Origin of the sequence: Mycobacterium deserti (assembly GCF_025345615.1) — a bacterium.
Taxonomy (GTDB): domain Bacteria; phylum Actinomycetota; class Actinomycetes; order Mycobacteriales; family Mycobacteriaceae; genus Mycobacterium; species Mycobacterium deserti.
This window is the reverse complement of sequence record NZ_JAODWD010000002.1, coordinates 171,906-183,637: the sequence shown is the minus strand read 5'-3', so window position 1 is coordinate 183,637 and position 11,732 is coordinate 171,906. Positions and strand designations below refer to the sequence as shown.

The following is an 11,732-nucleotide window of genomic DNA, read 5'->3' as shown; positions in this document are numbered from 1 at the left end:
GCTGCTCCTATCGTCGGGTCGCGATGACGGCAAGCGAATCACGCATCGGCGCAACTGTATCGCCGGCTGGGAACGTGCGGCCGTAGTCGGCGAACACCTCCGGCCGAGTCCGTGCCGACACCTGCCAGCCATGGTCGCCGAGGTATTCGACGACCGGGCTGCGCTCACCTTCGTAGAAGAGGTGCGAGATGTCGAGGTGGGCCCCCTTGTCACCCCACTGTCTGCTGATCGCCTTGGTGCGTTCGCCGATGGCGGCGGCCGCGTCCGGGTGGTACTCCGTCGACAACCGGCTGCCCGGCGCGCTCAGCTCGGTGATGTCGTCGAACAGCCGGTCCTGCGCCTCGGGCGGCAGATACACCAAAAGGCCCTCGGCACTCCACGCGGTGCGCTGGCCGACATCGAACCCGCTGTCGCGCAATGCTTTCGGCCAGTCATCACGCAGATCGATGCCCACAGTGCGCAGTTCGGCAGCAGGGGTAGCGCCGACCGACGCCAATGTGCGCGTCTTGAACTCGATGACCTGCGGCTGGTCGATCTCGTACACGACGGTGCCGTCCGGCCAGTGCAGCCGGTAGGAGCGTGAATCGAGGCCGGACGCCAGGATCACGGCCTGCCTGATGCCCGCGGCGCCCGCGTCTGCGAAGAAGTCGTCGAAGAAGCGCGTTCGCACGGCGATCACGTCGGCCATCAGCCGCGCGCCTGTGGCATCGACGTCGGACAGATCGATCTCACCGTCGACCAGCCTGGTGAAGAAATCGAGCCCGACGGCGCGCACCAACGGCGCGGCGAACGGGTCGTCGAACAGCCGGTCCTCGTCGCGGCTCACCACCGCCCGCGCGGCGGCGACCATCGTGGCAGTGGTGCCCACGCTGGAGGCGAGGTCCCAGCTGTCCGACTCCGTGCGGCTCATCAGTTCAGTATCGCGCTCACGTACTGCAACTCCCCGAAGTGGGCAACGTCGTCGTCGGGTAGCGTCGGTCGCCCGTTCGCCGCGAGTAGGTCGTTGACACTGCGGCGGGCGAGGTTCCAGCCCCGGTCCTCCATATAGGCGCCTGCCTCGTTGCGGTCGCCGAGGTAGACCAGCTCGCCGAAGTCGAGCTCGAAGCCGTGGCTGCGCCAGCGCTCCGACGCCTCCTGCATGCGCTCGAGCACCTTCTCGTGATCTTCGGGAGCGATACTGGTCGGCCCGCTCTCGAGGGCCACACGGCTGCCGGGTGCGCTCAGCTCGGAGATCGTGTCGAGCAGCCGATCCTGCGCCTCGGGGGGCAGGTAGCCGAGTAGACCCTCCGCACTCCACGCGGTCGGCCGGTTGGGGTCGAAGCCCTGCGCCTTCAACGCCGCCGGCCAGTCGTAGCGCAGGTCCACCGCGACGGTGCGCAGCTCGGCGGTGGGTTCGACGCCGAACTCGGCCAGCGTCGCGCTCTTGAACTCGATGACCTCGGGCTGGTCGATCTCGAAGACGGTCGTACCCGCGGGCCAGGCCAACCGGTACGCCCGCGTGTCGAGCCCGGACGCCAGGATCACCGCCTGCCGGATGCCTGCCTTCGCGGCTTCGACGAAGAACTCGTCGAAGAATTTGGTCCGCACGGCCATGTTGTCGGTCATCCGGGCCATACCCATGGTCTCGTTGTCCGTATCAAGCTCCTCCAGCGTGAGCTCGCCGGAGGCCAGCCGGGTGAAGAAGTCGACACCTACCGCCCGGACCAGTGGCTCGGCATACGGGTCGAAGATCAGGGCGTCGTCGCCGGTACTCGCGATCGCCCGGGCCGCGGCCACCATCGTCGCCGTAGCGCCGACGCTCGACGCCAGGTCCCAGGTGTCACCCTCGTATCGGCCGCCTGTCCGTTCCATGCGAATCACCTCTCGTGGCCAGTATTAGTTAGCGGATATAACGAATACCGACCACGGTAGATTCCCGACCTGAAGATCAGCTGTGAAGCCCGTGCGGGGGATCAGGATGCTGGGCATCCGACCTGCAACTGTTAGTCTCGTAGACTGTTTGGCGCGTGACTTCATGCAGGCTGCGTGCTTTGCGGGAGTCCGCACACGACTTAACCAGAACGCTGGTTGTGACCAGCCACATTCGCACGCCGCAAAGCACAGGTCGGCTGCGCAGGAGGAAGAGTGCTCTCGGCTTTCATCTCTTCGCTTAGGACAGTCGACCTGAGGCGAAAGATTCTGTTCACCCTGGGCATCGTCATCCTGTACCGGGTCGGCGCCTCGATTCCCTCGCCCGGCGTCAACTACCCGAACGTGCAGGAGTGCATCGCTCAGGTCAGCGGTGGCGACTCAGGGCAGATCTATTCACTGATCAACCTGTTCTCCGGCGGCGCGCTGCTGCAGCTGTCGATTTTCGCGGTGGGCATCATGCCCTACATCACCGCCAGCATCATCGTGCAGCTACTCGGCGTGGTGATCCCGCGCTTCGAACAGCTGCGCAAAGAGGGGCAATCAGGCCAGGCGAAACTGACGCAGTACACCCGTTACCTGTCGATTGCGCTGGCGGTTCTGCAGTCCACCAGCATCGTGGCACTGGCCGCCAACGGCGGGCTGTTGCAGGGCTGCTCGCTCGACATCATCCAGGGCCAGGCCGACGAAGGTCTGAACATCTTCAACCTCGCGGTGATGGTGACGGTGATGACCGCGGGCGCAGCGCTGGTCATGTGGATGGGCGAGCTCGTCACCGAGCGTGGCATCGGCAACGGCATGTCCCTGCTGATCTTCGCCAGCATCGCCTCGGCGATCCCCGGTGAGGGCAAGAGCATCCTGGACAGCCGCGGGGGCATGGTCTTCGCCCTCGTGTGTGCCGCAGCGCTGCTGATCGTCATCGGCGTGGTGTTCGTCGAGCAGGGCCAGCGTCGCATTCCGGTCCAGTACGCCAAGCGCATGGTGGGACGTCGCATGTACGGCGGCACGTCGACCTACCTGCCGCTGAAGGTCAACCAGGCGGGCGTCATCCCGGTCATCTTCGCCTCGTCGCTGATCTACATCCCGCACCTGATCACCCAGCTGATTCAGAGCGGCAATCCCAACGGCGGCACAGGGTGGTGGCAGGAGTTCGTCGCGAATTACTTGACCGATCCCAGCAGCCCGGTGTACATCGCCATCTACTTCGGCCTGATCGTCTTCTTCACCTACTTCTACGTGTCGATCACGTTCAACCCCGATGAACGGGCCGACGAGATGAAGAAGTTCGGCGGCTTCATTCCGGGCATCCGGCCAGGCCGGCCCACCGCCGATTACCTCCGATACGTGCTCAGCCGGATCACCCTTCCCGGCTCGATCTACCTCGGCGTGATCGCGGTTCTGCCCAACCTGTTCCTCGAGATCGGGAACACCGGTTCCGTGCAGAACCTGCCCTTCGGTGGCACTGCGGTTCTCATCGCCGTCGGCGTCGCACTCGATACGGTCAAGCAAATCGAGAGCCAACTCATGCAACGCAACTACGAAGGGTTCTTGAAGTGAGAGTCGTTCTACTGGGACCGCCGGGGGCGGGCAAGGGCACGCAGGCGCAGAAGCTCTCCGAGAAGCTCGGTATCCCACAGATCTCCACTGGCGACCTGTTCCGCGCGAACATCAGCGACGGGACGCCGCTCGGCCTCGAGGCCAAGCGCTACCTCGACGCAGGGGACCTGGTGCCCTCCGAACTGACGAACAAACTGGTCGAAGACCGCATCGGGCAGTCGGACGCCACCGACGGCTTCATCCTCGACGGCTACCCCCGCTCGGTGGCTCAGGCCAAGGCACTCGACGAGATGCTGAAGAATCACGGCACCCAGCTCGACGCCGTCCTGGAGTTTCAGGTCTCTGAGGAAGAGTTGTTCGAGCGGTTGAAGTCTCGCGGCCGCGCGGACGACACCGAAGAGGTCATCCACAATCGGATGCAGGTCTATCGCGACGAGACCCAGCCACTGCTGGAGTACTACGGCCACAACAACCTGCAGACCGTCGACGCCGTCGGCTCACTTGACGAGGTCTTCGCCCGCGCGCTGAGAGCACTCGGTAAGTAGCCCATGATCGGTATGCCCGGCCTGCGCAACCGCCGGGTCGTTGCGCAGCGCACCCCCGGCGAACTCGACGCGATGGCCGCGGCGGGCGCACTGGTCGCCGCCGCACTGCTCGCGGTGCGCAACGCCGCCGCGCCGGGCGTGTCCACGCTCGCGCTCGACGAGGTCGCCGAAGCGGTGATCCGCGACGGCGGGGGTGTGCCGTCGTTCCTTGGCTATCACGGCTTTCCCGCCAGCATCTGCGCGTCGGTGAACGAGCGCGTCGTGCACGGCATTCCCACCGCCACCGAGACGCTGGCCCCCGGAGATCTGGTGTCCATCGATTGCGGCGCAATACTCGACGGCTGGCACGGCGATTCGGCGGTCACCTTCGGCGTCGGCGCGCTGATCCCGGTCGACGAGGCCCTGTCGCAGGCCACCCGTGAAGCCATGGAGGCCGGGATCGCCGCGATGCTGCCCGGCAATCGACTCACCGACGTCTCGCATGCGATCGAGAAGGGGACACGAGCCGCCGAGGAGCGCTACGACCGCAAATTCGGCATCGTCGCCAACTACGGCGGACACGGCATCGGCAGGGCCATGCACATGGATCCGTTCCTGCCCAACGAGGGGCCGCCCGGCCGTGGCCCGCACCTGGCGCCCGGTTCCGTGTTGGCCATCGAACCGATGCTGACTCTGGGCACCACGAAGACCGTTGTGCTCGATGACGAGTGGACGGTCGTCACCGCCGATGGGTCGCGCGCCGCGCACTGGGAGCACACCGTCGCCGTCACCGAGGACGGGCCCCGCATCCTCACACTGCTGTGAACCGGACGTCCTAAGCCTCGCCGGTACCGACCTCTGGATCCTGGTCGGTTGGCGGGTACACGATCCGGAGGCCGTCGGCGACGGCGAACGACGTGAGTTTGGCCGGCGTCAGTGTGCCTGCCCCCATGATGTGGACAACGTCGATACCCCTCAACAGCAGTGCGTCAGCGACAAGAGCGCGGTGGCACCGCCAGAAGACGGCCTCCGCGCACATGATCGCGGTGACACGATCGGCAGACAGCGCGATGAGCTCTGTCAGCGCTGTGTCGAACTGCCGGGTGTTCATGTAGTCGGCGTAGCCCCGAAACGACATGTTGCGCCATCCGGCGTTCGGCGAGTTCTTGACCGGCTTGCGGAGTCCGCCGAGTCCCGCGAGGTGCCGGTACTCGATTCCGGCCGCCGGTAACGACGCAGCGAGCTGATCGGACTGAAACTGCGGGTTGTGTCGGGATTTGGGGACCGTGCGAATGTCCGCCAGCAACTCGATGTCGAATCGCGCCAGCAGGGCGATGAATTCGTCGCCCGGACGGGTGGAGTGACCGACGGTGTAAATAGTGGTCGACATGGCGCCCACAGGCTACGACGACCCCCGCGATACTGAACCGAATCACCTCCGACGTCGTGTCTTAGACGGAGGTTGGGAATGGATGACCCGGAGGCCGCCATGATGCGCGTGCTCTACCACGAGCACGCGGGCGCGCTGTGGCGATACGCGCTGAGGCTGACCGGGGACCAAGCGCGTGCGGAGGACGTGGTGCAAGAGACGTTGCTGCGGGCATGGCGGCATCCGGAGGTGACCGACGATGTCGACCGGTCGGCCCGGGCGTGGCTGTTCACGGTCGCACGCAACCTCATCATCGACGAGCGCCGCAGCGCCCGCTTCCGCAACGAGTCCGGCACCGGTGACGTCGAGACCGTCGCCGACCGGGCCGGACCCGACGAAGTGGACAACGCGCTGGACCGGCTGTTGCTGGGCACCGCGATGACCCAGCTGTCCGAGGACCACCGCGCGGTGATTCGTCGGGCGTACTACCAGGGGTGGACGACCGCCCAGATCGCCGACGATCTGCAGATCGCCGAGGGGACGGTCAAGTCGCGGCTGCACTACGCGGTGCGGGCCTTGCGGCTCAACCTGCAGGAGATGGGGGTGACGCGATGACGCTCGACGGCGATCGGTATCTCACCTGGGATGCGGCGTACGTCCTGGGCTCGCTGACAAGCGCCGAACGCCGCGAGTTCGAGGCGCATTTGCAGACGTGTTCGCGGTGCAGGTCGGCGGTCGCAGAACTGAGTGGGGTTCCCGCCCTGCTCGCCAAGCTCGACCTCGATGACGTCCGTGCCCTCGACGCCGAGCAGGCTGACACACCGCCACTGCGCCCCGAAGTGCTGGAGTCGGTGCTGGACAAGGTGCGCTGGCGGCGACGCCGGTCACGGCTGCTGATGTCGTCGGCGGTGGCGGTGGCTGCCGCACTGCTGGCGGTCGGAATGCTGATCGTGTTCCGCCCGGAAACCATAGGACTGCAGACGAACACGCCTGAGGCGTCACCCAGCATGGTCATGACGAAGGTGGGCGAGACGCCGATCAACGCGACGATCTCGATGACGGGCTTCGGGTGGGGCACCCGCATCGACATGGCCTGCACCTACGGTGACTGGGGCCAACGCGACGCTCCTCCGCAATCACTGGGCATGGTTGTGGTGAACCGCGACGGCAGCCGCTCCCAGGTCGCGACGTGGCTCGGGCTACCGGGCGCCACCGCCCTGCCGAGTGCCACCACGCCGACTCCCGTAACCGAAATCGCTGCCGTGCAATTGGTCTCGGCGGAGTCCGGCGACGTTCTACTCGAACACCAACATGTGAATCGGGTCGGCGGCTGAACCCTGCGCCGCCGCGGGTCGTGTCACTGGTATGGCCAATGGGCACCGGGTTGTCGACCACATCGTCAGCTATCTCGCCGCGATCGGCGTCGACTACATCTTCGGCGTCGACGGTGCCAACATCGAGGACCTCTACGATGCTGCGTACTTCTGTGACGACGTCACAGCGGTGTTGGCCAAACACGAATTCTCCGCCACCACAATGGCCGACGGCTACTGTCGCAGCGGGGCCGGCCTCGGCGTCGTCGCCGCGACATCGGGCGGCGGCGCTCTGAACACTGTGCCGGGGCTGGGAGAGGCCTTCGCCAGCCGGGTTCCGGTGCTGGCGTTGATCGGTCAGCCGCCGACGACGCTGGACGGCTTGGGCGCATTCCAGGACACCAGCGGACGCAACGGTGCGTTGGACGGCCAAGCGCTCTTCGCGTCGGTGTCGGTCTACTGCCGCCGGGTCACAACCCCGGCAGACATCGTCTGGGCGTTGCCCGAGGCCGTTGCGGCGGCGCGCACGGGCGGACCGGCGGTGCTCCTGCTGCCCAAGGACATTCAGCAGTCCGCAGTGGCGGCGACGAACGGTGTGGCCGGTCCGGCCGGCACATCACCGGGCGATCCCCATCCGATCGTGCGCGCGCTGCGGCGTGCCGACGGCCCCGTGACGATCATCGCCGGTGAACAGGTGGCCCGCGACGCCGCACGCGACGAACTCGAAGCCCTGCGAGCGCAGTTGCGTGCCCAGGTGGCGTGCGTACCCGACGCCAAGGACGTTGCAGGCACGCCGGGACGAGGATCGTCGTCGTCGCTCGGTGTCACCGGAGTAATGGGGCATCCCAGTGTCGCCGTGGCCATCGCCGACAGCGCGCTGTGTCTGCTGGTCGGCACCCGCATGACGGTGACCGCGCGAGCGGGCCTGGACAACGCACTCGGATCGGTCCCGCTTCTGTCCCTTGGCTCCGGGGTTCCCTATCTGCCATGCACCCACGTGCATACCGACGATCTCCGAGGATCACTCGCGTCGTTGACCGCGGCGCTGTCTGGCCGGAACCGCCCATCGTCGGTGCGGGTGGCGAACGCGTTGTCGCGCACCGAGTTGCTGCCGCCCCCGCATGCCGGCCCGGGAATCCGGTATGGCGACGCGATGAGGGTGCTCGACCGCCTGCTGCCCGACGAGGTGGACATCGTCGTCGACGCAGGCAACATCGGCGCCGCGGCCATTCACCACCTGCCGGTCCGGCGTGGTGGGCGTTTCGTGGTCGCGCTCGGGATGGGTGGCATGGGCTACAGCTTCGGGGCCGGGGTCGGCATGGCCTTCGGGCGCGCACGTGGCCGGACCGTGGTCATCGCGGGCGACGGCTCGTTCTACATGCACGGCATGGAAATTCACACCGCACTGCAGTACCGGTTACCGGTCACCTTCCTCCTCTTCGACAATCACGCACATGCGATGTGTGTGACCCGCGAGCAGCTGTTCTACGACGACCGATACAGCTACAACCGATTCGGGCCGAGCCGACTCGGCGCGGGCCTGGCTGCCATGTTTCCCGGCCTGAGATCGACCGATGTCGAGGACCTGGGCGAGTTGCCGACCGCGCTGGTGAACGCGCTGAACGCCGACGGACCGTCGGTGGTGAGCGTCGAGTGTTCATCCGACGAAATACCACCGTTCGCAACATTTCTGAACAAGGAGGACCGCTCTCATGCCGTTGCCCGCACTCGATGACATCGCCGCTCATCGCGGCACCGCCGACCCGATCGACGACGTCATCCGAATTGAGACGTCGCCACGCGAGAAGGCCACGCCGATCATCATGGAGATGATGCGGTCGGTGTATCCGCACGACGCCGTCTTCGGCGAATTCTGCACGGTCAACAGCTATGTCGACTGTCCGCCCGGTGAATTGTTCGCCTACATGGCCGATACCCGCAGCCTGGAGGAGTGGACCTACAGCCTGCGTGGCTTCACGCCCACCGAGGAGCCGGGACTGTGGCAGGCGTTCGACCGCTTGGGTTCGCAGACGCAGATCTTCACCCGCACGGTGGCCAACGAGGACGCGATGACCGTCGATTATCACTGCGCCTGGGATCAGGGTAGACACCTCTGGATGGTCTACCTGATGCGGATCGTCGACGCGCAGAAAGTCTTCGACAAGCCGGGCTCGGTTGTGCTGTGGACGAATTGCCATCACCCGTTCTACGACCGCAATCCCTATCCGGACGCCGCGCCGCCGCAACGCCCGGTCTGGGTCGGCGACTTCTGGGACATGTTCGGTCCGGGGCATCTGCTTGAGCTGAAGAACCTCAAGGCGATAGCCGAGTATCGCCACCGCAACGGTCTGCCGGTGCGGCCGTCCTGGATGGGAGCGACACGATGACCGCCGCGCACGCGAGGAGCGATTCAATCGTCAGCCTCACCGACGTCGCCACATACCTTCCCGGCGAACCGATCGGTGCCGACTACTACGCACAGTTCGCCGATTCGGATGACCTGCGAGACAACGTGATGTTCCGTGCCCCGAAGTATCGGCATCACGTGGCACCGGACGAGTCGGCGATCGACATGATCGAGCGTGCGGCCGCGGGCCTGATCGACCGCCATGGCCACGACGTGATCGCAGCCGTCGACGTGTTGATCACGCACACCCAACTTCCCGACATGCCGTTCTACGGCGGCGGTGGCGGCATCGCGCATCGCCTTGGCATGAAACCGGATTGGGTGCTCGATCTGCACAATGGCGGATGCGCGGCGTTCGTGCTCGGCATGCAGGTCGCCAGCAAGTTGCTCGGCTCTGGGGAAGGGCGCACGGCGCTGATCGCCGTCGTCCAGAATGCTGCGGGTCAGGTGTTCGACCAGCCGTCGATACGGCGCAAGGCGCAGGCGTCGGTCCCCGGCGACGGCGCCGCGGTCGGTCTGCTGACGGTGTCGGACCGATCGCCGATCCTCGATGTCGAATGTCGCACCTATGGCGAGTTCGCGGGGGACATGACGCTCGCGGTCGATCCGCCGCGCAAATGGTGGCAACCGGGTGTCGGTGAGGGCTGCATCGGGTTCACCGAAAGCAAGATCACCAAGGTGCTTGCCCGGGGCAACCGTCAGGTGCCAGAGGTGTCGTACGCGGTCTGCGACCGGATCGGCATCGAACCCAAGGACCTCGACCTGCTCGTCACGAACCAGCCGAACCGGGTGTTCCTGCGTAACTGGCGCGAGGCGCTGGAACTGCCCAGGGAACGCCATGTCGACACTTTCGACGTGTGCGGCAACCTGTTCGCGGCCGGGATACCGGTGAATCTCGAGCGGGCGGTCTCCGAAGGCCGACTCAACGAAGGCGACGTGGTCATGATGGCGGCATTCGCCCATGCCGGTGACTTCGCAGGCGCCGCCGCGGTCCGGTGGGGCGGCCGCTGATGGCGACGCCGGGCCTCGACGTGGCGGCCGCCATGGGCACGCTGCCGCGGGCGACTGATCCAATGGCATTGTCGCTCAACGAGAACCCTTTCCCTCCGCTGCCTGCGGTGCGCTCGGCGCTGGTCGCGTCGGTTGAGGCCGCCAATCGCTATCCGGAGTTCCTGCCCGAGCGGATGCGCACGCTGATCGCCGCGCACGTCGGCGTGCACCGCGAGCAGATGATCGTCGGTGTCGGGGCCACGGGCGTGATCATGCAGGTGTTGCGCACCGTGACGAGCCCCGGCGACAGGATCGTCATGACGTCGCCGACGTTCGACGGTTACCCGATCTTCGCCCACATGGCACGGCTGGTTTCGCACACTGTGCCCCTGGACGTGCACGGTCACCACGACTTCGCCTCGCTGATCGAAGCGGCGGCCGACGCTTCCGTGGTCGTGCTGTGCCGTCCGCACAACCCGACCGGGACGATCGAATCCGCCGCCGATGTCGAGCGGTTTCTGCGATGCGTACCGCACGACACTGTCGTGCTGCTCGATGAGGCGTACGTCGAGTTCCTCGCTCCTGGGCACATCATCGACGGGCCCGAGTTGGTCGAGCGGTACCCGAATGTGGTCGTGGTGCGGACGTTCTCGAAGGCATACGGTCTTGCGGGCCTGCGCATCGGCTACGGGTTCTGTGCGGCAGAATTGGCCCGCCGGTTGTGGACCATGCAGCTACCGTTCGGCATTGGCATCACCGGTCTGGTCGCGGTTGCGGCCTGCTACGAAGCGGAAGTTGAGTTGCGGCAACGGATTCGGCTGATCACCTCCGAGCGGCGCTATCTACGGAGGCGGCTGCGATCGATGGGTGTGTACAGCACCGACAGTCATGCCAACTTCGTCTACCTGCCACCTCGTGGGCGGCCGTGGCGAGAGGTGTTCGACGGCACCGGTTTGCAGGTCCGCAACTACGCCGACGGCGGCGTACGGATCACCGTCGGCGACCGTCGCTCCACTCGCTCGGTGCTGGCGGCGTTGCGCTGAACGTGACGGTGCGCCCAAATCTGCAGCCCATCCCCGCCGATGCGGTATGAAGAGGCGTGTCCTCGCAACCGCAGTGGCAGAAGAAGCGCGACCCGATCGCGCAGGCGCGCGCCAACTGGGAGCGCTCCGGCTGGGGCGAGGTGGCCGATGGCATGGTAGCGGTGACCTCGGTGATGCGAGCTCATCAGATCCTGCTGGCCCGAGTCGAGAACGCGCTGCGGCCCTACGACCTGAGCTTCTCGCGGTACGAGCTGCTTCGGCTGTTGGCGTTCAGCAGCACCGGCGCACTTCCGATCACCAAGGCGTCCGACCGGCTGCAGGTGCACGTCACCAGCGTCACCCACGCGATCCGGCGGCTGGAGGCCGACGGGCTGGTGGAACGCATTCCGCATCCGACCGACGGACGCACGACGCTGGTGCGGATCACCGACCTGGGCCGGTCGACGGTCGAAGACGCGACCGTCACGCTGAACAGCGAGGTGTTCGTCGATATCGGCATGTCGGTCGACGAGTTACGGGCGTTGGCGGCCTCGATTGAGACGCTGCGCCGCAACTCAGGCGACTTCTAACTTAAACATCCTTATTCGGTCGTTTTATGCGTATGTATAGGTAACATTGCGG

General features: G+C 66.0%; 13 protein-coding genes. 10 read left to right on the top strand and 3 right to left on the bottom strand.

All coding sequences use genetic code 11. From position 1 onward, the window contains the following. Window positions 1–7 precede the first annotated feature (7 nt). Together N4S67_RS07025 and N4S67_RS07020 are read right to left on the bottom strand one after the other, a co-directional pair. Window positions 8–910 carry a class I SAM-dependent methyltransferase gene (locus N4S67_RS07025; RefSeq protein ID WP_260992246.1) on the bottom strand — a complete coding sequence of 301 codons (903 nt, stop codon included), beginning with the start codon at window positions 908–910 and terminating at the stop codon, window positions 8–10. Continuing rightward, the gene (locus tag N4S67_RS07020; protein WP_260992245.1) at window positions 910–1,851 is read right to left on the bottom strand and encodes a class I SAM-dependent methyltransferase; all 942 of its coding nucleotides are present in this window, start codon (window positions 1,849–1,851) and stop codon (window positions 910–912) included. Before N4S67_RS07020 ends, N4S67_RS07025 begins: the two co-directional genes overlap by 1 nt. A 273-nt stretch (window positions 1,852–2,124) precedes the next feature. Between N4S67_RS07020 and secY the strand changes: the two genes are divergently transcribed. Genes secY through map form a run of 3 tightly spaced genes read left to right on the top strand, consistent with a single transcriptional unit; the run spans window position 2,125 to window position 4,814 of the window. Further along, complete coding sequence (gene secY, locus N4S67_RS07015) at window positions 2,125–3,465, top strand: preprotein translocase subunit SecY (protein WP_260992244.1); 1,341 nt, start codon at window positions 2,125–2,127, stop codon at window positions 3,463–3,465. Further along, complete coding sequence (locus tag N4S67_RS07010; RefSeq protein ID WP_260992243.1) at window positions 3,462–4,010, top strand: adenylate kinase; 549 nt, start codon at window positions 3,462–3,464, stop codon at window positions 4,008–4,010. The genes secY and N4S67_RS07010 overlap by 4 nt, the downstream gene beginning before the upstream one ends. 3 nt (window positions 4,011–4,013) lie before the next feature. Continuing rightward, window positions 4,014–4,814: a type I methionyl aminopeptidase gene (gene map, locus N4S67_RS07005; RefSeq protein WP_260992242.1), complete on the top strand. Its 801-nt coding sequence runs from the start codon at window positions 4,014–4,016 to the stop codon at window positions 4,812–4,814. Window positions 4,815–4,824: 10 nt separating this feature from the next. Here the strand turns inward: map and N4S67_RS07000 are convergent, their stop codons facing one another. Further along, window positions 4,825–5,379 (bottom strand): DUF488 domain-containing protein, encoded by a 555-nt coding sequence (locus tag N4S67_RS07000; protein ID WP_260992241.1) that lies wholly within the window; start codon window positions 5,377–5,379, stop codon window positions 4,825–4,827. 78 nt (window positions 5,380–5,457) lie between these two features. On the opposite strand from N4S67_RS07000, the gene N4S67_RS06995 reads away from it, so the two are divergent. Genes N4S67_RS06995 through N4S67_RS06965 form a run of 7 tightly spaced genes read left to right on the top strand, consistent with a single transcriptional unit; the run spans window position 5,458 to window position 11,680 of the window. Beyond that, window positions 5,458–5,973: a sigma-70 family RNA polymerase sigma factor gene (locus tag N4S67_RS06995; RefSeq protein ID WP_260992240.1), complete on the top strand. Its 516-nt coding sequence runs from the start codon at window positions 5,458–5,460 to the stop codon at window positions 5,971–5,973. Continuing rightward, complete coding sequence (locus tag N4S67_RS06990; protein ID WP_260992239.1) at window positions 5,970–6,692, top strand: anti-sigma factor family protein; 723 nt, start codon at window positions 5,970–5,972, stop codon at window positions 6,690–6,692. The genes N4S67_RS06995 and N4S67_RS06990 overlap by 4 nt, the downstream gene beginning before the upstream one ends. Window positions 6,693–6,723: 31 nt before the next feature. Then, entirely contained in the window at window positions 6,724–8,406 is a 1,683-nt protein-coding gene (locus N4S67_RS06985) for a thiamine pyrophosphate-binding protein (RefSeq protein ID WP_260992238.1), read from the top strand. Further along, window positions 8,384–9,058, top strand: a complete 675-nt coding sequence (locus N4S67_RS06980; RefSeq protein WP_260992237.1) for an SRPBCC family protein — start codon at window positions 8,384–8,386, stop codon at window positions 9,056–9,058. The genes N4S67_RS06985 and N4S67_RS06980 overlap by 23 nt, the downstream gene beginning before the upstream one ends. Beyond that, the gene (locus N4S67_RS06975; protein ID WP_260992236.1) at window positions 9,055–10,089 is read left to right on the top strand and encodes a 3-oxoacyl-ACP synthase III family protein; all 1,035 of its coding nucleotides are present in this window, start codon (window positions 9,055–9,057) and stop codon (window positions 10,087–10,089) included. Before N4S67_RS06980 ends, N4S67_RS06975 begins: the two co-directional genes overlap by 4 nt. Further along, window positions 10,089–11,111: a pyridoxal phosphate-dependent aminotransferase gene (locus N4S67_RS06970; protein WP_260992235.1), complete on the top strand. Its 1,023-nt coding sequence runs from the start codon at window positions 10,089–10,091 to the stop codon at window positions 11,109–11,111. Before N4S67_RS06975 ends, N4S67_RS06970 begins: the two co-directional genes overlap by 1 nt. A gap of 56 nt (window positions 11,112–11,167) precedes the next feature. Beyond that, on the top strand, window positions 11,168–11,680 hold the full coding sequence (locus N4S67_RS06965; protein ID WP_260992234.1) for a MarR family winged helix-turn-helix transcriptional regulator: 513 nt from the start codon (window positions 11,168–11,170) through the stop codon (window positions 11,678–11,680). Window positions 11,681–11,732: the final 52 nt, after the last annotated feature.

Coding starts and splice junctions, on each gene's coding strand:
- map (WP_260992242.1), top strand. CDS start 4,014: ATGATCGGTATGCCCGGCCTGCGCAACCGCCGGGTCGTTGCGCAGCGC.
- N4S67_RS06985 (WP_260992238.1), top strand. CDS start 6,724: ATGGCCAATGGGCACCGGGTTGTCGACCACATCGTCAGCTATCTCGCC.
- N4S67_RS07025 (WP_260992246.1), bottom strand. CDS start 910: ATGAGCCGCACGGAGTCGGACAGCTGGGACCTCGCCTCCAGCGTGGGC.
- N4S67_RS06970 (WP_260992235.1), top strand. CDS start 10,089: ATGGCGACGCCGGGCCTCGACGTGGCGGCCGCCATGGGCACGCTGCCG.
- N4S67_RS06990 (WP_260992239.1), top strand. CDS start 5,970: ATGACGCTCGACGGCGATCGGTATCTCACCTGGGATGCGGCGTACGTC.
- N4S67_RS07020 (WP_260992245.1), bottom strand. CDS start 1,851: ATGGAACGGACAGGCGGCCGATACGAGGGTGACACCTGGGACCTGGCG.
- N4S67_RS07000 (WP_260992241.1), bottom strand. CDS start 5,379: ATGTCGACCACTATTTACACCGTCGGTCACTCCACCCGTCCGGGCGAC.
- N4S67_RS06975 (WP_260992236.1), top strand. CDS start 9,055: ATGACCGCCGCGCACGCGAGGAGCGATTCAATCGTCAGCCTCACCGAC.
- N4S67_RS06980 (WP_260992237.1), top strand. CDS start 8,384: ATGCCGTTGCCCGCACTCGATGACATCGCCGCTCATCGCGGCACCGCC.
- N4S67_RS06995 (WP_260992240.1), top strand. CDS start 5,458: ATGGATGACCCGGAGGCCGCCATGATGCGCGTGCTCTACCACGAGCAC.